At 49.1% G+C, this 24227-nt stretch carries 26 protein-coding genes; 3 read left to right on the plus strand and 23 right to left on the minus strand.

Annotated elements, in window-relative coordinates:
* Positions 1–12 precede the first annotated feature (12 nt).
* From ahpF to mtnN, 5 genes are all read right to left on the minus strand, one after another.
* Positions 13–1569: an alkyl hydroperoxide reductase subunit F gene (ahpF, locus tag NSQ19_RS08885; protein ID WP_013859740.1), complete on the minus strand. Its 1557-nt coding sequence runs from the start codon at positions 1567–1569 to the stop codon at positions 13–15.
* Positions 1570–1582: 13 nt separating this feature from the next.
* The gene (ahpC, locus tag NSQ19_RS08890) at positions 1583–2146 is read right to left on the minus strand and encodes an alkyl hydroperoxide reductase subunit C (RefSeq protein WP_013859741.1); all 564 of its coding nucleotides are present in this window, start codon (positions 2144–2146) and stop codon (positions 1583–1585) included.
* 524 nt (positions 2147–2670) lie between these two features.
* Positions 2671–2814 carry a YrzI family small protein gene (locus tag NSQ19_RS08895; protein ID WP_013859742.1) on the minus strand — a complete coding sequence of 48 codons (144 nt, stop codon included), beginning with the start codon at positions 2812–2814 and terminating at the stop codon, positions 2671–2673.
* Positions 2815–3187: 373 nt separating this feature from the next.
* The gene (locus NSQ19_RS08900; protein ID WP_230951705.1) at positions 3188–3466 is read right to left on the minus strand and encodes a YrhC family protein; all 279 of its coding nucleotides are present in this window, start codon (positions 3464–3466) and stop codon (positions 3188–3190) included.
* An 88-nt stretch (positions 3467–3554) separates the two neighbouring features.
* Entirely contained in the window at positions 3555–4247 is a 693-nt protein-coding gene (mtnN, locus tag NSQ19_RS08905; protein ID WP_340702729.1) for a 5'-methylthioadenosine/S-adenosylhomocysteine nucleosidase, read from the minus strand.
* A gap of 116 nt (positions 4248–4363) precedes the next feature.
* On the opposite strand from mtnN, the gene NSQ19_RS08910 reads away from it, so the two are divergent.
* A complete protein-coding gene (locus NSQ19_RS08910) occupies positions 4364–4570 on the plus strand; it encodes a YrzA family protein (protein WP_014097926.1) in 207 nt (68 codons plus the stop codon).
* Positions 4571–4587: 17 nt separating this feature from the next.
* Here the strand turns inward: NSQ19_RS08910 and NSQ19_RS08915 are convergent, their stop codons facing one another.
* The 12 genes from NSQ19_RS08915 to NSQ19_RS08970 form a co-directional block, all read right to left on the minus strand.
* Complete coding sequence (locus NSQ19_RS08915; RefSeq protein WP_340702730.1) at positions 4588–5202, minus strand: DUF1510 family protein; 615 nt, start codon at positions 5200–5202, stop codon at positions 4588–4590.
* Between the two features lie 171 nt (positions 5203–5373).
* Positions 5374–5844 carry a transcription elongation factor GreA gene (gene greA, locus NSQ19_RS08920; RefSeq protein WP_013859748.1) on the minus strand — a complete coding sequence of 157 codons (471 nt, stop codon included), beginning with the start codon at positions 5842–5844 and terminating at the stop codon, positions 5374–5376.
* Between the two features lie 153 nt (positions 5845–5997).
* Positions 5998–6633, minus strand: coding sequence for a uridine kinase (gene udk / locus NSQ19_RS08925; protein ID WP_019720819.1), 636 nt, complete (start codon positions 6631–6633; stop codon positions 5998–6000).
* 5 nt (positions 6634–6638) lie between these two features.
* Entirely contained in the window at positions 6639–7280 is a 642-nt protein-coding gene (locus tag NSQ19_RS08930) for an O-methyltransferase (RefSeq protein WP_340702731.1), read from the minus strand.
* Positions 7281–7381: 101 nt separating this feature from the next.
* Positions 7382–8482, minus strand: a complete 1101-nt coding sequence (mltG, locus tag NSQ19_RS08935) for an endolytic transglycosylase MltG (RefSeq protein WP_340702732.1) — start codon at positions 8480–8482, stop codon at positions 7382–7384.
* Positions 8483–8668: 186 nt separating this feature from the next.
* Positions 8669–8974: a DUF1292 domain-containing protein gene (locus tag NSQ19_RS08940; protein ID WP_013859752.1), complete on the minus strand. Its 306-nt coding sequence runs from the start codon at positions 8972–8974 to the stop codon at positions 8669–8671.
* 12 nt (positions 8975–8986) lie between these two features.
* Positions 8987–9403, minus strand: coding sequence for a Holliday junction resolvase RuvX (ruvX, locus tag NSQ19_RS08945; protein WP_013859753.1), 417 nt, complete (start codon positions 9401–9403; stop codon positions 8987–8989).
* On the minus strand, positions 9400–9672 hold the full coding sequence (locus NSQ19_RS08950) for an IreB family regulatory phosphoprotein (protein WP_019720823.1): 273 nt from the start codon (positions 9670–9672) through the stop codon (positions 9400–9402). Before NSQ19_RS08950 ends, ruvX begins: the two co-directional genes overlap by 4 nt.
* Before the next feature lie 146 nt (positions 9673–9818).
* A complete protein-coding gene (alaS, locus tag NSQ19_RS08955) occupies positions 9819–12464 on the minus strand; it encodes an alanine--tRNA ligase (RefSeq protein ID WP_340702733.1) in 2646 nt (881 codons plus the stop codon).
* A gap of 417 nt (positions 12465–12881) precedes the next feature.
* Positions 12882–13973 carry an AI-2E family transporter gene (locus NSQ19_RS08960; RefSeq protein ID WP_328013652.1) on the minus strand — a complete coding sequence of 364 codons (1092 nt, stop codon included), beginning with the start codon at positions 13971–13973 and terminating at the stop codon, positions 12882–12884.
* Positions 13974–14212: 239 nt separating this feature from the next.
* Positions 14213–14344, minus strand: a complete 132-nt coding sequence (locus NSQ19_RS08965; protein ID WP_235962360.1) for a YrzQ family protein — start codon at positions 14342–14344, stop codon at positions 14213–14215.
* Positions 14345–14361: 17 nt separating this feature from the next.
* Complete coding sequence (locus NSQ19_RS08970; protein WP_013859758.1) at positions 14362–14574, minus strand: hypothetical protein; 213 nt, start codon at positions 14572–14574, stop codon at positions 14362–14364.
* A 159-nt stretch (positions 14575–14733) separates the two neighbouring features.
* Between NSQ19_RS08970 and NSQ19_RS08975 the strand changes: the two genes are divergently transcribed.
* Entirely contained in the window at positions 14734–15174 is a 441-nt protein-coding gene (locus NSQ19_RS08975; RefSeq protein ID WP_258921399.1) for a YndM family protein, read from the plus strand.
* Positions 15175–15353: 179 nt separating this feature from the next.
* Here the strand turns inward: NSQ19_RS08975 and recD2 are convergent, their stop codons facing one another.
* From recD2 to NSQ19_RS09005, 6 genes are all read right to left on the minus strand, one after another.
* A complete protein-coding gene (recD2, locus tag NSQ19_RS08980; protein WP_340702734.1) occupies positions 15354–17777 on the minus strand; it encodes an SF1B family DNA helicase RecD2 in 2424 nt (807 codons plus the stop codon).
* Between the two features lie 10 nt (positions 17778–17787).
* The gene (locus tag NSQ19_RS08985) at positions 17788–18456 is read right to left on the minus strand and encodes a tetratricopeptide repeat protein (RefSeq protein WP_013859761.1); all 669 of its coding nucleotides are present in this window, start codon (positions 18454–18456) and stop codon (positions 17788–17790) included.
* 376 nt (positions 18457–18832) lie between these two features.
* Positions 18833–19948 carry a tRNA 2-thiouridine(34) synthase MnmA gene (gene mnmA, locus NSQ19_RS08990; RefSeq protein ID WP_013859762.1) on the minus strand — a complete coding sequence of 372 codons (1116 nt, stop codon included), beginning with the start codon at positions 19946–19948 and terminating at the stop codon, positions 18833–18835.
* Positions 19949–19963: 15 nt separating this feature from the next.
* Complete coding sequence (locus NSQ19_RS08995) at positions 19964–21109, minus strand: cysteine desulfurase family protein (protein ID WP_340702735.1); 1146 nt, start codon at positions 21107–21109, stop codon at positions 19964–19966.
* 20 nt (positions 21110–21129) lie between these two features.
* Positions 21130–21549 carry a cysteine metabolism transcriptional regulator CymR gene (gene cymR, locus NSQ19_RS09000; protein WP_013859764.1) on the minus strand — a complete coding sequence of 140 codons (420 nt, stop codon included), beginning with the start codon at positions 21547–21549 and terminating at the stop codon, positions 21130–21132.
* A gap of 382 nt (positions 21550–21931) precedes the next feature.
* Positions 21932–22675 (minus strand): SDR family NAD(P)-dependent oxidoreductase, encoded by a 744-nt coding sequence (locus NSQ19_RS09005; protein WP_017552631.1) that lies wholly within the window; start codon positions 22673–22675, stop codon positions 21932–21934.
* Between the two features lie 263 nt (positions 22676–22938).
* Between NSQ19_RS09005 and NSQ19_RS09010 the strand changes: the two genes are divergently transcribed.
* A complete protein-coding gene (locus NSQ19_RS09010; protein WP_019720831.1) occupies positions 22939–24216 on the plus strand; it encodes a replication-associated recombination protein A in 1278 nt (425 codons plus the stop codon).
* Positions 24217–24227 lie beyond the last annotated feature (11 nt).

The raw sequence follows: 24227 nt of genomic DNA on the forward strand, positions 1-24227 counted from the left end.
TGAAAAGATTCCTTAATTGTGTACAGCTTCATCCGTTTTCGTTTCCCGGATGATGTAATCAAAAGCGGCGAGCGCAGCTGTCGCGCCGGACCCCATCGAAATAATGATTTGCTTATAAGCGCTGTCTGTGCAGTCTCCTGCGGCAAACACGCCCGGAACACTGGTCGCGCCGCGCTTATCCACCACAATTTCACCCCGCGGTGTCCGTTCCACTGTATCGCCAAGCCATTCGGTATTCGGGACAAGGCCGATTTGGACAAACACGCCCTCGAGTTCAATATGGTGTTCTTCCCCGGTTGCACGGTCAATATATGTGATTCCGTTCACTTTATCCGTGCCGGTAATTTCTTTCGTTTGCGCATTTTTTACAACCGTCACATTCGGAAGGCTGTAAAGGCGCTCGAGCAGCACACGGTCCGCCTTTAATTCAGGCATAAATTCAATGACGGTTACATGTTTGACCACACCAGCAAGGTCAATGGCCGCTTCAATGCCGGAGTTTCCCCCGCCGATTACGGCAACATGTTTACCGGCAAACAACGGCCCGTCACAGTGCGGGCAGTATGCCACACCTTTGTTTTTGAATTCTGCTTCGCCCGGCACGTTGATGTTGCGCCAGCGTGCACCGGTGGAGATGATCACGGTTTTACTCTTTAATACAGCCCCGTTTTCCAATTCCACCTCAACGAGATCTTTCTTTTCGACCCGTTTTGCACGCTGCAGATTCATAATATCAACATTATACTGTTTGACATGCTCTTCAAGGTTTGCAGCAAGTTGCGGGCCTTCCGTATACTTCGTGCCGATTAGGTTTTCAATGCCGACTGTATCGAGCACCTGCCCGCCAATGCGTTCAGTGACAATCCCTGTCCGGATGCCTTTGCGTGCCGCATAAATGGCTGCACTTGCGCCGGACGGTCCACCGCCGATGACGAGCACATCAAACGGGTCTTTCTTTTCAAACTCGGACGGATCCGCTGTGCTGCCAAGCTTGGCAAGAATTTCTTCCACTTCCATCCGGCCGCTTTCAAAGAATTCGCCGTTCAGATAAATGGAAGGGACGGCCATAATGCCTTTTCCTTCCGCTTCCTCTTTAAATGCAGCCCCGTCAATCATCGTGTGCGTAATATTCGGACTGAGCACACTCATGATGTTCAAGGCTTGTACCACAACAGGACAGTTCTGGCAAGTCAAGCTGACATAGGTTTCAAAATGGTATTCGCCTTTTATGCTTTGAATCTGGTCAATGACCTTCTGATCCACTTTAGGAGGGCGGCCGCTGACCTGCAGCAGGGCCAAAACGAGCGAGGTAAACTCATGCCCGAGCGGCACGCCCGCGAATATAATTCCGGTGTCTTCTCCCGGACGGTTTACACTGAAACTCGGGGTTCTTTCGAGTTTTGTGTTTTCCACTTTTATCCGGGGCGACATGGCGGCCAATTGGTCGACCAGTTCGAGCATATTCCGCGATGTTTCATCGGAACCCGCGCTCACTTTCAGCAGAACGTCGCCCTCCATCATTTGCAGATACTGGGCCAGTTGCGCTTTAATCTCTTCATCCAGTATCATATCGTTCAGCTCCTCAGATTTTGCCTACAAGATCAAGGCTTGGTTTCAGTGTTTCACCCGTTTCTTTCCATTTTGCCGGGCATACTTCGCCTGGATGCTGGCGTACATATTGTGCGGCTTTCACTTTGTCGATCCAAATGCTTGCGTCGCGGCCGATGCCGTCAGCGTTGATTTCAACCCCCTGGATGACGCCGTCCGGATCGATCAGGAAAGTGCCCCTGTCGGCAACGCCTTCTTCTTCGCGCAATACATCGAACATGCGGGTGAGTTTTTGTGTCGGGTCGCCGATCATGGTGTATTCGATTTTGCTGATCGCTTCAGAATGGTCATGCCATGCTTTGTGCACAAAATGGGAGTCTGTTGAAACCGAGTAGACTTCCACGCCGAGTTCTTTTAAAGCGGCATAATGTTCCTGGAGATCTTCCAGTTCAGTAGGGCAGACAAATGTAAAATCAGCAGGATAGAAGCAGACAATGCTCCATTTTCCTTTGAAATTTTCATCCGTTACTTCGACAAATTCGCCGTTGCGGTATGCTTGTGCTTTGAATGGTTCAATTTTTTTGCCAATAAGGGACATCGTGCAATTCCTCCTTAAAATCATTTGTGTGAATGATCACGGTTTGCCGGCCCGGCCAGCAAACAATAATCATTTTAATTCAATACCAATTATTATATGGAATTAATTTCTTGTCAAGCAATTACACCCGGATTTCTATTTTATCGTTTCCGGATTTTAAATGATATAGTCATAAAACCATGATATTTATGTTTTTTATGCTGTTTCCGCCTCTTTTTTGCACGCTTGTAATTGAAAATCAGGGCAGATAATTGAAATTTTTTGCGCCCAAAGACTGCCGCTCTCCCATTTCACTATTGAGAATGCTTTTCAATGAATCAATACCAAAAAAGCCGGTGGCCGCAGCCATCAGCTTTTCCTTTTCCGCCTGTGGAAAACAGCGGTAAAAATCAAAATATGCAAAAACATAGCGCCATCCCCTGATCCGGTTTTGCTAGGTGGAATCTGTCTCCATAAAGATAAAGTCCAAACGTCTCTGATAACGGGCCATCGTCAACCGCTCCTTTCTCAAGATGTTTTTTTGCTTAAAAATGCCTTACTTGGAATGCTTCACGCTTCGCATTCATTTCATCGTACAGCCTGAAAACTTCTTCATCACGCTGCCTTTGTTCTGCTGTCTTTTTCAGCCGTTTAATCGTGACCGTAATAAAGATTAAATTTAATGTCATTTTTTCCACCTCCTTCAGGGCACAAAAAAGCCGCAGGACCGGCATGATCCCGCGGCTTTCCGGAAAAAAACCGCACGGATCAGGCAAATGCATCCTGCGGCTTGTGCGTCAAATTAAAAAATCAGCGCAAATTCAAACCGATACGGAGCGGATGCAGAACATGTTCAGTTGCAACTGCTGAAAATAGGATTGTGTATGCCATGTTCTCCAACCTCCTTTGAATTTGCTTACATAGGAAAGTATATCCAATTCCGGCGGGTTTGTAAACCGCAAATTGGCAAAAAAATAAAAAAAGGCCGAAAACCTTGTATGCCGGACAACCGTGTGCTTCGTTACTGCACCGCCCGGGTTACAAAGGCCCCTGCCTTTTCCATTATGATTTGCGATTATTCCGCTGTAAAAGTTGTGCGCCTTCTTCGCTTTTTAAAAGCCGTTTATGGTAAGCGCGTGAAATCGAGAAAAACAAAACAGATACGGCAACAAACCCGCTTGACGCAACGAGTAAAATTTTTGTCCCCAGTTCGGATTTCCCTTCGATCGGCATCACCGCACCCAAATATAAAAAGCCCGTCACAGCAAGCAGCACGATGCCGTACATTTTAAAATCCACCATTTTCACGTACATCGATTTCGCTTTCTTCAACCGCCTCACCCTTTCTATCAATCTGCTAAACCTACTCTATCACAGATGAAACATAAAAAAGACAAGTAATTACAGGAAAGAAAGGAAAAAAATGGGTCTACAGATGTTCAACAATACCCGTGACAAGATGGGCAGAGTTCACGGCCGCTGTTTCCAAATATTCATCAAAAGAGATCCCGGACTCCTGCCCTGCAATATCGGAAAGGGAGCGGATGATCACAAACGGGATGCCAAATTGCCATGCCACTTGGGCGACGGCAACGGCTTCCATTTCCACCGCCTGCACTTCCGGGAAGTGCTCCTTTACAGCCGCCGTTTTCGCAGGATCATCCATAAACGAGTCCCCGGTAGCAATCAATCCTTTCACAACCTGAATGCCAGGCAATTTCCCTGCGCAGCTTTCCGCAATCCGGACAAGTTTCTCATCCGCCAAAAAAGCGGGCGGCATTTGCGGCACTTGCCCGTATTCATAGCCGAATACTGTCGCGTCGACATCATGGTGGCGCACTTCCGTTGAAATGACGACATCGCCGACGTGAAGGGCGGAGTTTGCGCCGCCTGCTGAACCGGTATTGATTAAGCAATCCGGCGCGTATGTTTGCAGCAAAAGGCCGGTAGAAAGCGCAGCATTCACTTTCCCGATGCCGGATCGGAGCAAGATGACATCTTTCCCTCTCATTTTTCCCGCCGTATATTCATAACCGGCAATCGTTTTAACATGCGGATGCTCGATCTGCCCGCGCAAAATCGACACCTCTTCTTCCATTGCGCCGATGATTCCAATTTTCATATGACTCCCTCTTTCGTCCAAAAGTTCCAATCCCCATTATATAGCAAAAAAGCAGAAGTGGATACGGCTTGCCAAAAAAACAACGTCTGATACGATGAACATGGAGGTGTACGAAAATGGCATTTGAGCTTGACAGGATAGAGGATAAGATTGAATTTTTCGAAGCGGACCGGCTTGAGGCGCTCGAGAAAAAAATCAATGATCAAATCGAAGCCAATAAAACCCTGCTGCTCCGGGTGGCGTCTGTTTCACACCAAATGCAGTTTGACGCGGACGGCAGACCCCATTATTCCGCCGTCGTCCATTTTACGGCACAAAAATAAGCGGCACAGACGGCCGCTTATTTTTTATCGTTCTCGATCAATTCATACATCTTTGTGGGTTTCCAGCCTTTTCCGTCCACCCATGTCAAATAAACACGGTAGGTCGTATCGGCATTTTTCGCGGAAACCGTCCCGATCGCCTCATCGGTCGTTGCCCCATGCTCCAAAAACCAGACCGTCATATTGTCTTCCGGTATGCCTGTTGCATACGACAATGCCTTCAGCTTTTCCTTCCAGTCAAGGGAAGTGGATGAGGCGGAATAGACATGTCCGCCTGTTTGTTCGGTTCCGACCGGTTTCCAGCTGGAATCGGTAATGACTTCTTTCACATTCGGTTCATTGCTTTTTTCCACTTTACGGGTTGATTTTTTGCTGTCTTTGTCCGCCGTTTTTTTGGATGTATGAGATGATGTCGTTTCATGGCCGGACGAAGCAGTCTTTGTTACGGCCGCTTTCTTTTCCTTCGGTGCCGGTTTTGCGTTATCGTTCCCGGCGAAAAAAATGGAGTAAGCCACGATACAAATAAGCGCGATGACAATCACAATCAGGGTATTTAAAATGATGTTTGTTTTCCGCCGTTTTGACTGCTGCATGGCCTGTTTCCGTTCTTCACGGCTGTAAAATTCAGGCAAGGTCATCCCTCCATTTCCTGGCCTTATCATACCACGGTTTTACCGAATCGAAAAGGCGCACAAAGAAAATTCGGCGGGCATGGCCCACCGCAATCTGGATGTGATAAGCGTTTGCAGCAGGCCGTATCCTTTACAACATGCACCTTGGAACACCTGCGCACCCGCTCCGGATTATTGAATCGAGATGATTTTGACTCTCATATCCCCGCCCGGCGTCTGAACCGTGACTTCCTCTCCGACGCTTTTCCCGAGCAGGCTTTTTGCGATCGGGGAATCGTTTGAAATCTTTCCTTCAAACGGATCAGCTTCGGCGCTTCCGACAATCGTGTACGTTTCTTCTTCCCCGTCCGGCAATTCCACAAACGTAACGGATTTTCCGAGCGATACCGTATCTGTCCCGTCATCTTCAATGATTTTCGCGTTGCGGATCATGTTTTCAATCGTCGTAATGCGGCCTTCCACAAAAGCCTGTTCTTCTTTCGCGGAGTCGTACTCGGAATTTTCGGAAAGGTCCCCGAAACTTCTGGCAATTTTAATCCGTTCGACGACTTCTTTCCGTTTGACCGTTTTTAAATATTCCAATTCCTGTTCCAATTTTTCTTTCCCGTCCTGGGTCATCGGGTAAACTTTTTCCTGAGCCAAATCCCTTCACTCCTATATCTCTTAGTTATCAAATGTGTATGCGTTTCAACATACAAGATGACGCTTTCTGCAAGCGGCTGTGTTTTTTCCACCATGTTGTTTAGCGCGCCGAAAAGATTCCGGCGCGCTCACCATGTATTCTAAATAATCGTATTACAAAAAAGACTTTTGTTCAAGGATGGATTGCAATTTTGTCACGACTAAATCAATCGCCACCCGGTTCTGCCCGCCTTCCGGGATAATGACGTCCGCATATCTTTTAGTCGGCTCGATGAACTGGTTGTGCATCGGCCTGACCACCGTAATATACTGCTCGATGACCGACTGGAGCGTCCTGCCGCGCTCTTCGATATCCCGTTCAAGCCGCCGGATGATCCGCAAATCGGCATCGGTATCGACATACAGCTTAATATCCATTAAGTTGCGCAATCTCTCATCTTCCAATACTAAAATGCCTTCCAAAATAATGACATCTTTCGGTTCCACATGGATGGTGCGGCTAGCGCGCGTATGTTTGGAAAAATCGTAAACCGGTTTTTCAATTGCCTCATAAGAAAGCAGTTTATGCAGATGCTCAATGAACAGGTCATTGTCAAATGCAAACGGGTGGTCATAATTTGTTTTCAGCCTTTCTTCAAACGGGAGATGGCTTTGATCTTTGTAGTAAAAGTCCTGTTCAAGCACCAGAATGGAGTGTCCCTTCAAGCTTTCGTAAATCGCCCGGGTTACGCTTGTCTTCCCGGACCCGGAGCCCCCGGCCACGCCGATCACAGCCGGCTTTCGTTCCATTTCCTTCACCTCTTCATACTGACTGCCAATCCATCTCCGACTGGGAAAATCGCGGTGATAAATTGCTCATGCTGCATTAACCATTCGTTGTAGCTTCTGATTTTCCGCACCAGATTGCTGACTTGCTTCTTTGCGATGAAGTCTTGTACCACAAGGCCTTTAAATAGCACATTATCCGTGTATACACATCCCTTTTCCCGCAGAAAAGGCGTAAACGAATCAAAAAATTTCCGGTACTGCCCCTTTGCCGCATCAATAAATATCGCATCGTACGGGCCGAGTTCCCGGGTCTTTTGGATGACGTCGGAAGAAAGTGCATCCCCTTTCAGCAGGCGGATCCGCCGGGATAAAGGGGTGCGGGCAAAATACGCATTTGCCTGGGCAACCCTTTCTTCTTCGCGTTCAATGGTGACGATTTTTACATTCGGAAGCGCATCTGCCATTTTCAGGGCCGAATACCCGATCGCCGTCCCGATTTCAAGCACGCTTTCCGGCTTCTGAATCCTTAACATCTGGCAGAGTGTTTCCATTCCGATCGGATCCATAATCGGAATATGCTCTGATTTTGCAAAAGACGCCATTTCTTCAAAAAGAGGATCTTTCTTTTGCATCAACTGTTCTATATACGCTTCGACCGGGCCGTTCATCGCTGGGCCCTCCGGCATAAACACATTTCCATAACTTCTCCCTGCTTCTCAAAAAAATTCCGCTTATTATCGTAGCACATTTCAAACGGGAAAGCGAATGTTTACCGTTTCGCCTTCGCAATGTACTTTTCCTTTAAAGCATTATGTTCCTTCAATGTCTTGGCAAAATAGACTTTTCCTGTATCCACATTTGCAAGAAAATAGAGATAATCGGTTTTTTCGGGCTTGAGCGCAGCCTTGATCGATTGTTCTCCGGGACTTGCAATCGGGCCCGGCGGCAGGCCTTTATGTTTGTACGTGTTATAAGGGGAATTCACCCGCAAATCTTTATACGTCACTTTTTCTTTATGCCGGTTTAAAGCATACAGTACGGTCGGGTCCGTCTGCAGCGGCATGTTCTTCTTTAATCTGTTGTAAAAGACGCTTGAAATTTTTGCCCTGTCCGCTTTTTCAGTTGCTTCTTCCTCGATAAGTGAAGCCATCGTAAGCAGTTTGTGTGGCGTTAAACGGGCCTGTGTGCTTTGCCCGGCGTAAGCGGAAAAAACCGCATTTGTTTTAGCCACCATCGTTTCCAGTACGGCATCAAGCGGCACATGCTGATCATAAAACGAATAGGTCGCCGGAAAAAAGTAGCCCTCGAGCGGATGCCGGATCTGCTGATTGAAAACTTCTTTTGTCACAAGGCGCGGATATTTTTTCATCAAATGTTGTACAAAAGCAGGGTCATCTGCCCGCTTGAGCACCTCTTCTTTCCGGAAGGAGCTGTGTTTTTCGATGATCTCCGCAATTTCCTCAAGGCCGGCCCCTTCCGGCACGGTAAAGCGGATTGCGGCAATACCGCCTTTTTGCATGCCGCGGACGATCGTGCTTGTATCCATGGACGGTGACATTTGATAAGTGCCTGCCTTTAAACCGGACTGGCGGTGGGATTTCGCATAAATCGCAAAAGCCCAGGCATTTTGGATGATCCCGTTTTTTTGCAAAATATGCCCGATCTCCGTTACCCCGGAGCCGGGCGGAATCGTGACGAGTTTTGTCTTATGGTTGCCGGGCTCCGCCGGTTTCAGCGCCGACACGTAAAAAAAGGCTGCCCCTCCGAAAACAACAACAGCCAGCATGATGATGCATGCGGCTATCCATAATTTCGGTTTCTGCTTCATTTTTTGAAGCAACATTTGAAACGGATTTTCCTTTCCGGCCAAAACAGAATCTTCCTCTCAATAAGAAAAATCTTAAAACAAGTACAGAAAGCCATTTTCGGCTTTTTTCCTGTCCATTATACTACAAATTTCGCCAAGTTTTATTTCATTTTCTTTTCAAAAGGGAATATCCATTCCGGCAGACGGAAAATGCACACGGTTTGTCCCGTGTGCATGTTAAAGATCCGTTTATGCTTCTTCTTCATCGAGAAACGTATTCAGCATTTCCTCGATCATTTCCCACTCTTCATCGGTTTCAATCGGCTGGAGGTCCCCTTCTGTGCCGTCTTCATTTTCCACATAGGCGGAAGCATGGATTTCAATGCTTTCATCTTCGTCTTCTTCCGCGCCAATCGGATAGTACAGAACGTACGATTTTCCGAAATCTTCGGATTCAAACGTAAAAAGCACTTCATACAATTGTTCGTTTCCGTCTTCGTCCACTACGGTAATATGCTGGTGGTCTTCGTGGTCATGTTCATGGTTATGTGTCATTTCTTCACCCCATTAAGTTTGGCTGTCAAGGAATCCTTGCAAAATTACACTTGCCGCCATTTTATCGATTACTTTTTTTCTTTTTTTACGGCTGACATCGGCTTCCAGTAATATTCTTTCCGCCTGCGCCGTGCTTAAACGTTCGTCCCATAAAATAACGGGCAGATTGAGCCGTTTTTTTAATTCTTCAGCATAAACCTTTGAGGCCTCTGCCCGCGGGCCGATCGTGTTGTTCATATTTTTCGGGAAACCGACGACAATTTTTTCGACGCCGTGGATTTGTGCGAGCTCAGCGACCCTGTCGAAACCGAAATTGCCCTTTGCTTCATTGATGGCAATCGTTTCGATGCCTTGGGCAGTCCAGCCCAGGGCATCGCTGACCGCCACACCGACGGTTTTCGAACCGACATCAAGGCCCATAATTTTCAATTTAATCCCCCGCGATGTTGTTTCAAATACGATTTGACCAGTTCTTCGATAATTTCATCCCGCTCCAGTTTGCGAATCATATTCCGGGCATCCTGATGGCGCGGGATATAAGCCGGGTCGCCCGAGAGAAGGTATCCGACAATCTGGTTAATCGGATTATAGCCTTTTTCCTGCAGCGCGCTGTATACATGAAGCAAAGCTTCCTTGACCTCGTGTTCCGTCGGTTCTTCCGGAAAATTAAATCTCATCGTTTCATCGAATGAGCTCATTATCGCAGCACCTCTCTACTAAAGCTTGGCTTTTTTTAGATGTTCCGGTTTACACAAATTTTAAAGGTGCATTTTCCGTTTTCTGCCTGAAAACGATCCGTGTAAACAACCAGCTTTGTTTCATTGTACACTACTTTTTGCGCGAATCAAACGGATTTTACCCATTCTTCTACAATTTGTAATGCGGCATCAATTTGTTCAGGCTGTTTGCCGCCGGCCTGCGCCATGTCCGGACGGCCGCCGCCCCCGCCGCCGCAGCGCGATGCCACTTCTTTTACAAGCTTCCCAGCATGGTACCCTTTTTCGACAAGGTCTTTGGTGACGCCGGCAATGAAGCTGGCTTTCCCGCCTGTTGCCGCAGCGAGGACAATAATCCCGCTTCCGAGTTTTTGTTTTAAATTGTCCGCCATATTGCGCAGCTGGTTCATGTCGCCGGCTTCGACTTTCGCCGCGAGCACATTTATGCCGTCTACCACTTTTACGCGGTCCACAAGCGATCCGGCTTCGATATTGGCGAGTTTTGCAGCCAGGGATTCATTTTCACGCTGTGCTTCTTTCAATTCCTGCTGGAGGGCGTCGATACGGCCCGGCAATTCTGTTGGTTTTGCTTTTAATTTGGCGCTTACCTCTTTTAAAAGGTGGAGCTGTTCCTGCATCAATCCGTAAGCATATTTTCCCGTCACCGCTTCAATCCGCCGGGTGCCGGCACCGATCCCGGATTCGGAGACAATTTTGAACAGGCCGATCTGGGCCGTGTTTGAAACATGGCAGCCGCCGCACAGTTCCAGGCTGTATCCGCCCATTTGAACGACGCGGACGATCTCCCCGTATTTTTCGCCAAACAGCGCCATCGCTCCCATTGCTTTCGCTTCGTCCAGTTTTTTCAAATCGGTTGTAACCGGCAGGCTTGCCCAAATTTTTTCATTGACAATCGTTTCAATTTTTTCGAGTTCTTCTTCTGTCACCTGCCCGAAATGCGAGAAGTCAAAACGGAGGCGCCCCGGTTCGACAAGCGATCCGGCCTGGTTAACATGAATTCCGAGCACATCTTTCAATGCCTGGTGTAACAGATGGGTGGCGGAGTGGTTCTTTTCCGTGTCGCGGCGTTTTGCCCCGTCCACCTGTGCAAATACTTCCTGGCCGGTTTTGATGGTGCCCGATACGACAACGCCCTGATGCAGATTTTGGCCGTTCGGTGCTTTCTGCACATTTGTGACCTCTACTTTCAGCCCTTCTGCTGTCAAAGTGCCGTTATCGGCAATCTGGCCGCCGCTTTCCGCGTAAAAAGGAGTTTTATCCAAAATGAACTGGATTTCATCTCCGCTTACAGCCGACTCTGTGATGTCACCGTCTTTTAAAAGGACAGCGACATGTGCCGTCCCCTCCAGGTGGTCATAACCGATAAATTCGCTTTTCACTGTAATATTGCCGAGCACGCCGCCTTGGACGGACATCGATTCTGCCTGCTGGCGGGCGTTGCGTGCGCGTTCACGCTGCCGCTCCATTTCTTTTTCAAAGCCTTCATGATCGGCACGGAGCCCCTGGTCGTGCGCATACTCTTCTGTCAGTTCAACAGGGAAGCCGTACGTATCGTAAAGCATGAAAATATCTTCACCCGGCAGCTGTTCTAAGCCGTTTTTCTTTGCCGCCCTGATCCGTTCTTCCAAAATGGAAAGCCCTTCGTTCAGCGTTTCCTGGAAACGTTCTTCTTCGGAACGAACCACTTTTTGCACAAAATCGGCATTTTTTTCCACTTCCGGATAATAGGAATTCATAATCCGGCCGACCGTCGGCACAAGCTTGTACATAAAAGCGCCGTGAATATCGAGCTGAATGGCGTATCGAACCGCCCGGCGCAAAAGCCTGCGTAAAACATAGCCGCGGCCTTCGTTTGACGGCAGTGCCCCGTCCGCAACCGCAAAGGCAACGGTGCGGATATGGTCGGCAATTACTTTAAATGCCGTATCCGCCTCTTTATTTCCGGCACGGTATTTTTTGCCGGAAATTTTTTCAACCTCTTCAATAATCGGCATGAACAGGTCGCTGTCATAGTTGGTATCGACCCCTTGCAGCACGCATGCCATCCGTTCGAGGCCCATCCCGGTATCAATGTTTTTCTTCGGCAGCTCCGGATACTCGCTGCGCGGAACCCCTGGTATCGCATTAAACTGGGACAGCACGATATTCCAGATTTCAATATAGCGGTCGTTTTCAATATCTTCCTGAAGGAGCCGGATGCCTAACCGTTCCGGGTCGTATTTTTCGCCGCGGTCGAAGAAAATTTCCGTATCCGGCCCGGATGGCCCTTCGCCGATTTCCCAGAAATTGCCCTCAAGCGGGATAATATGATCCGGGGACACCCCGGCTTTTTTCCAGCATGCAATCGAATCCAGGTCATCGGGATAAACGGTGACATACAATTTTTCTTTTGGCATGCCAAACCATTTGTCGGAAGTCAGGAGCTCCCATGCCCAGGCAATCGCTTCTTCACGGAAATAATCCCCGATTGAAAAGTTGCCGAGCATTTCAAAAAATGTATGGTGGCGCGCCGTTTTTCCGACATTTTCAATATCGTTTGTCCGGATTGCTTTTTGCGCGTTGACAATGCGCGGGTTTTCCGGAATGATCGTTCCGTCGAAATATTTTTTCAAAGTGGCCACACCGCTGTTAATCCAAAGCAGCGACGGGTCATTGACCGGGATCAGCGAAGCGCTCGGTTCGACTTTATGCCCTTTTTCCTTAAAAAAGTCCAAAAACATGCTGCGGATTTCCGCACTTGATCTTTTTTTCATGAGAAAACCTCCTCTGTGATTTATGAAAACCGGAACCCCTGGACGCAAAAAAGCCCCCATCCCGGACAGGGACGAGAGGCTTGCTCGCGGTACCACCCTGATTAAAGGCAAAAAACGCCTTTCTCTTTGGGTGCCGGTAACGGGGCAAAACGGCAGGGTTTGGCTGCACTCCGGATTAGCGTTCTGTTATCCTTCATTTTGGAATTTCTTTCAGCCGCGGAAATTCCTCTCTGGGCCGTGCATCACGGTTTAAAATGGGCGATAACATACTCGATCTTTCTTCGTTTTTTGATATGCAGTTCTGTCAATAGGAACGGCCTGTGCCACGCAATTTCTAAGCCATCCGGACAAATCCCTGTCCGAAAAGCCCGTTTTGCCAACAGGACACGTATGTTCATGGGTAAATTATAAAAAAGTTTACTCCGGTTTGTCAACTTGATTCGTGCGGCCTGAAAAGCGCAAAGTTTTGCGAGCATGGATGATGGCCACTTTCAGCACGGCAAGCGCCGGCACAGCGAGAATCAGTCCTGCGATCCCCGCGATTTCCTCTCCCGCGATCAAGGCGATGATGATAAACAGCGGGTGAAGATGCAAAGATTTCCCGACAATAAAAGGGGAAAGGATATTGCTTTCAATAAATTGCAGGACGAACACAATGATGACGACATAAAGGACAAATTTTAATGAAATGGTCGCCGCAATAACCGAAACGGGAATGGCGCCCAAAACAGGGCCGAAATACGGAATGACATTGGTGACCCCGATGATGATACCGAGTAAAATCGGGTATTTCATGCCAAGGATGGCAAATGCGACAAAAGAAAGAAAGCCGATCAACAGGCAGTCCAAAAGCTGGCCGCGGAGATAGCCACCGATCGACCGGTCGACATCGCGAATAAATTCTGCTGCGGACGGCCGCCATTTTTCCGGCGTCAATGCCAGTGCCGCTTTTTTGACATGTTCAAAATCTTTCAGAAGGTAAAATGAAATAAACGGAATGACGGCAAGCGCAATGGCGTAATTGACAAGTTGCATCAGCATATTGATTGAATTTGAAACATTTGCAGAGAGCCATAATTCAAAGCGTTCAATGCGCTCGTCAATCTGGTCCTGAAGCCCGTCCGGCCAGTGCTTCATCGATGTTTGCAAGTAAACAACGCCGTCCCTGTACTGGTCGGCAAACTGCGGCAGATGTTCCGACAGATCGTTCATTTGGGCGATCACAAGCGGCAGCCCTCTGTAAATGCCGTAAGCGGTGCCGCCAAAAAACAAAATATAGATAATCAGGATAGCAAGCCCTCTCGGCAGCCCATTTTTATAAAGAAATTCAACAAGCGGGTGGAGGATGTAAGCGATAAAACCGCCGATCAAAAGCGGCAGGCATACCGCCAATGTGACGTGCAATACGGGCGCCCAAAAAGGCTTGAGCAAAAGCAGCACATATAAAATAACCAGGATGAATAACAGCCAAAATAATTTATACAGCCATGTACCGCGAAACCGTTGCATAAAAAAACCTCCCTCCTTCAAGTGTTTGCGAAAGAGGGAAGTTTATGAGGATTTTTATCACCGATCCAATGCAGCAACCTTTGGGACAACTGAAATACGGAGGGCGCATACACCTTATGAACGAGCTGCCGGCGAACAGGGGTATCCGCCATTTGGCATGATGCATCCGTGCGTTCCATTTCGGCCGCTGGCGTCTGGCGAGGGAAACGGGGCCGGGGTTTTTTACCGGGTATGCAGATTTAACGGAATGCCTTGCGCACCCGCTTTGCCATATTCCGCATCTGCCGCCTGTCCGCGAAGCCATTCTTCGCCATTTGGGCGGCGACAATCCCCGCACCAAAACCGGCCGCAGCCATCAGCATTTTGTTCATTTTCCCCATTCCCTCCATCAGCTCAGTTTGCGCGCTTCTTCCTCAAACAAATCATCCAAAGAGCTCAATGTGCCGTCTTCTTCCACCTGATGGGTATGGATCGTATTTTTTGCAATCGACAGTTCAATAAAACAGTTCCAGCAGTAATACTGGTTCACGCCGATTTTTCCGATGTCCTTGCTCCGGCAATTCGGGCATTGCATGGTAAGCACCTCGCTTTCAAGCGCCATTTTTGCTTACCAATATGCCCAATTTTTCCAAAAAGCATACGTCAAACCGGCATGTATCGTTTGCCGGGGCGGACGGGCGGCATGCAAGGGAACGGTTCCCAGCGTATGATCGCCCATTCCGGAAAAAATATAGAAAACCAACAACAGGAAGTGACATGTATGCAAAACATTAAACCGCTTTTGATTAAAATCGCCGGGCATTTTATTTTGTTGTATTTGGTGCTCGGCCTCATTTACGGCATGTCTTTTTTCGGTGTGCTGTTTACAGCGCTGCTTCTTGGCGTCATTTCTTATTTTTTGGCTGATCTCGGCCTTCTTCCGCGCACAGCGGATTGGTTTGTGCTGATCTCAGACTTCGGGCTTGCATTTTCTGTCATCTGGGGGATGACCCGGTTTTTCGCCCACAACAATTTGCCGGGGCTTCCGGTTTCGCTCGGTGCTGCCGTCGTCATCAGCGTATTCGAATATTTTTATCACCAATATCTGGCCGACTATGTGCTCCAAAAAGGGGTCCCGCGGCGGAGCAAAGCATCAAGCCTCCGGTATGGTACGGAAACAGCAGAGGAAATCCGCCCAGAAACGGAAAAGAAACAGCAATAAGGGCTTGCCTGGATGTTTTAAATGACACATGAACTGCTATATCTATCTTTAAGTTTAAAAATAATAAAGGATACGCCGGGGATAAAAATGTCCAAATCAGCCAGGCCCGGCCTGCCAGAAAGCTTGATTCCTGAGCCAAATCAAAAAGCAGCGGCCGGCCTCGCTGCTTTTTGATCTGCTTAATCCGCTTGGGGAGCCGTTTGCTTTTCTTCCGCGAAAGTGTACGGGGTAATGCCCGCCATGCCAATCATCGGGTCGACATGGTCCCAATTTTCTTCTGTCAGGGACAGGAGTGTCTTCGTCCCTTCCTCTATTTGTTCCGTTTTTAATGCTTCAGCCAGTTTTTCACACAGTGTCGTCTTCCGTTTTTGGTCATCTTCCCTTTCCACACCCATCCGGAAAGCCGGTTCTTCGCCAAGCAGAATTAAAATTTTTTTGCTTCTTGTGATCGCAGTATACAGCAAGTTTCGGCGCAGCATCCGGTAATAGCTGCGGACAACCGGCAAAATCACTACCGGGAACTCGCTTCCTTGCGATTTATGGATCGAACAGCAATACGCAAGCGTAATCTGGTTGAAATCAGGCTTCGTATACGTCACTTCAATCCCGTCAAAAGAAACGATGAGCATATCTTGTTTTTCCGTATTTTCTTTTGCGGTAAAAAGGGAGACAATCTCGCCGATATCGCCGTTATACACTCCGTGTTCCGGCTGGTTGACAAGCTGCAGCACCTTATCGCCGATCCGGTAAACCGCGTCCCCGTGCTTCAGCTCTTTGCGGGCGCCGTTCTCATTCGGATTAAAAATATTTTGCAACAGGCTGTTCAGACGGTCAATGCCGGCCGGCCCTCTGTACATCGGCGCCAGCACCTGAATGTCTTTTGCCGTATAGCCTTTCCGTTTCGCGCTTTTCACCACTTTTTCCACCGCTTCCGCCACCTGGCCGGAAGAACAGCGGATAAACGAACGGTCTGCCTGCATTTGAAAAATATTTTCCGGAATACGCCCATTTTTGACATGGTGAGCCAGTTCAATAATCGAAGAACCATCTTTCTGCCTGTATATGTCTGTCAGCCTGACAACCGGGATGGCGCCCGATTTCAATAAATCTTTCAGCACCTGGCCTGGACCGACGGACGGCAGCTGGTCTTCATCCCCGACCATGATGACTTGGATTTCATCCGGCAGCGCCTTTAACAGCTGGTTCGCAAGCCATGTATCGACCATCGACATTTCATCAATGATGACGAGCTTGCCTTCTACTTGCCGTTCCTCTGAATCGTCCAGGTCCTCCATGCCGGTCATGCCGAGCAGGCGGTGGATCGTCATCGCCGGCAGACCGGTTGATTCCGCCATTCTTTTCGCGGCCCTCCCTGTCGGCGCCGCGAGGACAATCGGAAATGCCTCATCTTTTTTATAGGTTTGCGGGTCAAGCGAAACGCCGTGCAATTCGCCGTACAGTTCCACAATCCCTTTAATGACCGTTGTTTTCCCTGTGCCGGGTCCGCCCGTTAAAATCATCATCGGGCTCATCAGCGCTTTTTGGATGGCTTCCTTTTGCGACGGGGCATACTCGACGCCGAGCCGTTCTTCAAGGCTGCCCAGGGCAAGCAGGAATTCCGACTCCGGGAACTGTTCCGCATACTCGGTTTGCGACATTATCCGCTCAATATTGGAAACGATTCCTTTTTCCGAAAAATAGAGGGACGGAAGATAGACTTTGTCTTCTTCCATGATCACTTTGCTCTCTTCCTGCAGTTTTACCAGCTCATTTTCAATCAGGCCGACCGGGATTTCAACATTCTGGTACTCTTCCAAAAGGGCCTTGACATCCTGCGCAAGTTCTTCTTTCAGGACGTACACATGGCCATGCTGCATGCTTTCCATTTCCAGCATGTAACAGCAGCCGGCCTGGATACGGTGCGGATGCGTCCCGCTGATGCCGAGCTGCCGGCCGAGTTCATCGGCCCGCCCGAAACCGATGCCTTTGATATCATCGACGAGCCGGTACGGATTTTGTGCGATCATTTCGAGCGCCTCATCCTCGTAAACCTGGTAAATGCGCATCGCAATCTGCGGCCCGAAACCGTATTGCGCAAGCCCGATCATGACACGTTCAAGCCCCTGGTGTTCAACCAACGTATCATGGATCAGCTGTGCTTTTTCCGGCGCCAGTTTTGGTACTTCGTCAAGGGCGGCGGGATTTTCCAATATTTTGCTGATCGCATTTTCACCGAGCACGCCAACGATCCGCTCCGCCGTTTTTTTGCCGATGCCGTTGAATAAATCACTGGAAAGATACTCAACAACACCCTGCTTTGTATTGGGAATGTCCTTCTGAAAGCGGTTTGCCTGGAATTGGGGGCCGAATTTCGGGTGTTCCTGCATTTTTCCAAAAAAGGTGTACGTTTCCTGTTCATGGATGCGCGGAAAATAGCCGGTAATGACCGTTTCCTTTTCTTCCATCCCGGTATTGGTCTCTTCAACCCGCACACGGATGACGGAATACAAATTTTGCTCGTTATGGAAAATGGTCGCGAGATGCTTTCCTTTTATAAAATTTTCCTGGTCCTGGAATAAATCCATCGCATGCTGTTTTTCCAATTTCATCACCTTACAGCGTTTCAATGTCTTTCAGTTTTTCAACCATTTTCAGGCCGTATCCCGAAAGCAGATGACCAGGCTGAATCTCCACCGCTTTTTTGAAATAACGGGCCGCTTTCTCCAGGTCGCCAAGGAATTGCATATAAATCGCGCCTGCATTGTATAAAGCATCCGTATGTTTTGGGTCCTGTTCCAGCACTTTTTGAAATTGTTCCAGCGCTTCATCCGCGAAATTGGATTTGACGAGGGAGAGCGCATACTGGAACCTCGCTTCCGTATCCCCTTCGCCCAGTTCGACGCTCCTTTGCAAATACGGCATGGCAAAGCGCGGATTGCCGAGCATCATAAAACACATGCCGAGCATAAAATACGTATCTTTGTCCTTAAGCCCGAGCCGGATTGCTTTTTCAAAACAGCCGGCAGCCGCTTCATAGTGCCCCTCTTCGTATTGGATTGTGCCAAGGCTGTAAAAGGGGGCGGGAAGTTCTTTCAATTCCAGCGCTTTCCGGTAAAAATTCTGCGCTTTTTCCCGCTCGCCTGCAGCAAGCAGCACATCGCCGAAATGGATATAGCCGACCGGGTCGTCCGGATTGTCTTCGATCGCTTCATTAAACCATTTCAGCGCTTCATCATATTTTTTATCTTGCAAGGCCTTCATACCGCGTTCATGCTTGTTCATTTCGTACACTCCTGATTGATGATACGAGTATTATAACATAAAATGAATCCCTTCACTTTTTTAACGAACCCCGGCATTTTGTGAGGGCTTGCTTTTGCACCTCCCGCGCCCGGCCCGGATGATGGGCTTCTCAGGCTATATGAAGGGCGAGGCGCTTTTTACATCAGCGCGCGAGGCGGTCGTCTTTTCGGGCTGTATAAAGGAGAACAGCCTTTTTCCTGCTTGGTGCAAAAGCCTGTGCCGCGATCATGCCGGACTTTCCGTTTCCATGTTCATCCGGGAGTCAGTTTCCCCTGGCCAAAGGTTTAGAGCGGTGACCTGTTTGCCCATAAATAAAGCCATGCACACATCAATCGTGTGCATGGCTCCTGCAAGATCAGCCGACATACATGAGCTGTTCTTCGTTTTTATAAATTTTATCGATCGTGGCACCGCCGAGGCATTCTTCGCCGTTGTAAAAAACGACAGCCTGGCCGGGGGTGACGGCGCGGACCGGTTCATCGTAAATGACTTTGACTTCATCATCGCCAAGCAATTGGACCGTTACTTTCTGGTCCGGCTGGCGGTAACGGAACTTCGCGGTGCACCTGAATTCTTCAGGCGGCTTCCGGCCCGATACCCAGTTTGCTTTCACGCCGGTCATATAATCGGAGTAGAGGGCCGGATGATGGAATCCCTGTTCCACATAAAGGACATTTTCTTTCAGGTCTTTGCCGACAGCAAACCATGGCTCGCCGGAACCGCCGATCCCGAGGCCGTGGCGCTGGCCGATCGTATAGTACATCAAGCCTTCGTGTTCGCCCATCACTTTTCCGTCAAGCGTTTTCATCAGCCCTTTTTGCGCAGGCAGATAATGGCTTAAAAATTCTTTGAAATTGCGTTCGCCGATAAAGCAGATGCCGGTCGAGTCTTTTTTATTTGCCGTGGCAAGCCCGGCTTCTTTCGCAATTTCGCGGACGCGCGGTTTTTCGAGCTCCCCGATCGGGAACATCACGCGCGAAAGCTGGTGCTGCCCGAGCTGATTGAGGAAATACGTCTGGTCTTTATTTCCATCCGCGCCACGCAGCATTTTATATTCGCCGTCCCGGTAAGCCACGCGTGCGTAATGGCCGGTCGCAAGATAATCGGCACCGAGGTTTAAAGCATGTTCAAGAAAAGCCTTGAACTTGATTTCCTTATTGCACATCACATCCGGGTTCGGCGTCCTTCCCGCGCGGTACTCATCAAGGAAATATGTGAACACTTTATCCCAATACTGTTTTTCAAAATTAACGGCATAGTACGGAATGCCAATCTGGTTGCAAACGCGGATGACGTCATTGTAGTCTTCCGTTGCCGTGCAGACGCCGTTTTCATCGGTATCATCCCAGTTTTTCATAAAAATGCCGATCACGTCATAGCCCTGCTGTTTGAGCAAATAGGCGGCAACAGAAGAGTCAACGCCGCCCGACATGCCAACAACCACTCTTGTATCTTCTGGTGCTTTTTGCATAATGCCTCCTCTTTTCTATTGTTGCTGGAACTTGCGGACGATTTCTGCCGTTTTGCGGGCGGCCGCTTCCACTTGCTCCATCGTATTGGCAATCCCGAAACTGAAACGGATGGAGGTGCGGAGCCGTTCCGAATCGCGCCCGAACATGGCAACAAGGACATGGGATGGCTCAATCGACCCGGCTGTGCAGGCAGAGCCGCTTGAAGCCGCAATCCCGGCAAGGTCCAGATTGACAAGCAGCGATTCCACGTCCGTTTTCGGAAAACTTAAGTTGAGCACATGCGGAAGTGCCGCCTCCGCGTTGCCGTTCAGCTGAAATTCCACCTTTTCCTGCTTTAAAATTTCCATAAATCTTTGTTTAAAAGTGCCGTATTGCTTTGGTTTATCAGCAAGCGCCTGCTGCGCCCATTTGACGGCCTCGGCAAAACCGGCAATGGACGCCGTATTTTCCGTCCCCGGGCGGCGTTTTAATTCCTGTGCGCCGCCGAAGTTGCGATTTTTCAATTTTGTTCCGTTCCGAACGTATAAAAATCCGATCCCTTTTGGCCCGCCAATTTTATGGGCCGAAACGGAAAGCATGTCCACGTTCAGGGCATTTACGTCGAGCTTCACATTTCCGTAAGCCTGGACGGCGTCCGTATGGAAAACGGCCGGATGGTTTTTCAGCAGCCCGCCGATTTCGGCAATTGGCTGGATCGATCCGACTTCATTATTCCCATACATCACGCTGACAAGAATGGTATCATTCCGGAGCGCTTTTTGCACGTCTTCCGCCTTAATCCGCCCTGTTTCATCCGGCTGTAAATACGTGACGTTGTACCCTTTTGTTTCCAAATATTCCAGCGGATGCAAAACAGCGTGATGCTCGATTTCCGTGGAAATAATATGTTTTCCCTTTTCAGCGGCTGCTTCTGCCGTACCGAGAATCGCGTAATTATCCGCTTCGGTTCCGCCGCTTGTAAAAATGATTTCATTAAACTGCGCGCCGATGCTGTCTGCAATCACCTGGCGCGCTTCGTCCAAAATGCGGCGCGCTTCCCTGCCGAATGCATGAATGCTCGACGGATTCCCGAAATGGCCGGTAAGCACTTGCATCATTTTTTCTGCAACTTGCGGAAGGACAGGGGAAGTGGCCGCATGGTCCAAATAAATTTTCTCCACTTTTCGCACCCCATATCAATTTAAATATAATACATGTAGGCATCCGGTTCTGTATCTTCCCGGTATTTGGCCAGATCTTCGATGGTTGTGCTGTCAAGAACGTCCTTGACCGCGTCCCGGATCCGGATCCAGAGCTGGCGTTTCACCGGTTCTTCGTCTTCAATGCCCTCTACCGGCGTAATCGGGCCCTCCAGCACGCGGATCACATCACCGGCTGTGATTTGCGAAGGTTTTTGCGTTAAAACATAGCCGCCGTAAGCGCCGCGGATGCTTTTGACAAACCCGGCATTGCGGAGCGGGGAAATCAGCTGCTCCAGATAATGTTCAGACAAATTCTGGCTCTGGGCGATGGATTTCAGGGAAGTCGGCCCCTTGCCGTACCGCTTTGCCAGTTCAATCATAATGGTCAGCCCGTAGCGGCCCTTCGTTGAGATTTTCATTTCATTCCACCTCTTTCCGATTATTCCCGAAAAAAATTGTTAAGCCAAAAACGGCAGATGAGCGCGTAAAAAAAGAAGCCCATTCATATAAATGAACGAACAGACTGGTCCCAAACTTAACATATTATAGCATATTTATCGGCATAGTGCGAAACAAGAGCGGCCGGCCTGCGGCTTAGGGCACCGGCCCTGTTTGCTTATCTTCCCCATCTGTCGGCAGGCCCTGTTTATCGGATTTCCTTATCTCCCACCGGGCAGGCGGGGGATAAATATCGGCGGGCGACAATCGGTATGGATAAAGACGTCTCGAAGGGGCCCGGTTCTTTCAAAAAACCGGTTTCATCCAAAAAAACACCATCCGGTTTTCCCCGGATGGTGTTTTTTATTGTGCCGTATAGCCCCCGTCCACATGAAGGTCCGTGCCGGTAATAAACGATGCGTCATCGCTTACAAGGAACAAGACGGCTTTCGCCACTTCTTCCGGCTTGCCGAGCCTGCCCATCGGATTGTGGTCAATGGTTTCCTGAATTTGTTCTTTTGTGAAATATTTCAGCGCCGGGGATTCTGTCGTGCCAGGGGAGACACTGTTGACACGGATGCCCTGTTTGGCATACGTGACAGCTTCCGCCCGCGTCAAATTCACAACTGCGGCTTTGGCGGCGGAATAGGCCGCACTGTTGGTAATTCCGACATGGGCCATAAAAGAGCCCATGTTGACAATCGCGCCTTTTCCATTTTTCAGCATATACGGGATCGCATATTTATTGGAGAGCATCACACCGGTTAAGTTAATGTCCAAAACTTTTTGCCAGTAATCCTGGTCGAGTTCATGGACAGGCCCGTGCTTTTCCGGTATTCCGGCACACGCAACCAGAATGTCAAGCTTCCCGTAAGTATCTGTCGCCTTCTCCATCAAATGTTTGACACTGTATTTATCGGAAACATCACAATGGACAAAAAGGGCTTCTCCCCCGGTTTCTTTGATTTTATCGGCAATTTCCATCTTGGATTCCGCTACATCCCCGATGACAATCTTCGCACCTTCGTTTGCAAAAAGCCAGGCCGTTGCTTCCCCGATTCCGGAAGCGCCGCCTGTAATGACAGCCACTTTATTTTTCAGTTTCACCGCGTTCACCTTCCTATGTCAAATCATACAAAAACCATGCACAGCCGGCATTTTCTCCGAGGCCGTCCACGGCGCCTATTTCCAGTCTTACCATCATTATATCAAAAAAGCAACAATGTACAGCCGGGATCAACCGAAAAATATAAAAAGCCCCATCATTCCTATTCCCCTTTAAAACCCGTGCCCGGGAAAACTGATTGCTTTCCGCATGCCCGTGAAATCTGATAAGATAAGGATACGAAAACAGGTTTGGAGCGATTAAAATGAAAGACGAACCGCTTGCCTACCGGATGCGGCCGCGCACGATTGATGAAGTGATCGGGCAGGGGCATCTCGTCGGCAAAAATAAAATCATATACCGGATGGTAAAAGCTCGCCAGCTTTCTTCCATGATTTTGTACGGGCCGCCGGGTGTTGGGAAAACGTCGATTGCCAGTGCCATTGCGGGAAGCACAAAATATGCATTCCGTACATTAAATGCCGTGACGAACAATAAAAAAGATATGGAGATTGTCGCTGCCGAAGCAAAAATGAGCGGCAAAGTCATTTTGCTTCTCGATGAAGTCCACCGGCTCGACAAAGCAAAACAGGATTTTTTGCTGCCGTATCTTGAGTCCGGCATGATCGTCCTGATCGGGGCCACAACGAGCAACCCGTACCATGCCATTAACCCGGCGATCCGAAGCCGCTGCCAGATTTTTGAGCTTTTCCCTTTATCGCTTGATGAGATCAAGACGGCGCTTGCCCGTGCTCTTGATGATGCGGACAGGGGCCTTGGCAAATACAAAGTGAAAATAGAGGAAGCGGCTTTTAACCATTTTGCGCAAGGCTCGAACGGCGATGTGCGCAGCGCGTTAAATGCGCTGGAACTGGCCGTCATTTCAAGCGAACCGGACAATGACGGCGTGATCCACATTACACTTGACATTGCCGAAGAATGCCTGCAGAAGAAAAGCCTTGCCCATGATAAGGACGGCGACGCGCACTATGACGTGCTGAGTGCTTTTCAAAAATCGATCCGCGGCAGCGATGCCAATGCCGCCCTCCATTATTTGGGCCGGCTGATCGAAGCCGGGGATCTGCCGAGCATTGCGCGCAGGCTCCTTGTGATTGCTTACGAAGACATCGGCCTTGCAAGCCCGCAGGCCGGCGCGCGCACCCTTGCCGCCATCGAAGCGGCAGAAAGGCTCGGCTTTCCGGAAGCGCGCATCCCGCTTGCAGCCGCGGTCATCGAATTATGCCTGTCGCCGAAATCGAATTCCGCGATGATGGCAATTGATGCCGCCCTTTCCGACATCCGTGCCGGAAAAAGCGGCGAAGTGCCCGCCCATCTGAAAGACGCCCATTATAAAAGCGCAAAACGGCTAGGGCGGGGCATCGGTTACAAATACCCGCATGATTTTGAAAACGGCTGGGTCAAACAGCAATATCTTCCGGACACCCTAAAATTTGCCCGCTATTATGACCCGAAAAAAACGGGCAAATTTGAGCAGGCACTCGCCCAAGTATATGAAAAAATTGAGTGGAACCGTCAGCCGTAAAAAAAAGAAAG

The organism is Weizmannia sp. FSL W8-1119, assembly GCF_038008605.1.
In the GTDB taxonomy this organism is placed as follows: Bacteria; Bacillota; Bacilli; order Bacillales; family Bacillaceae_C; genus Weizmannia; species Weizmannia coagulans.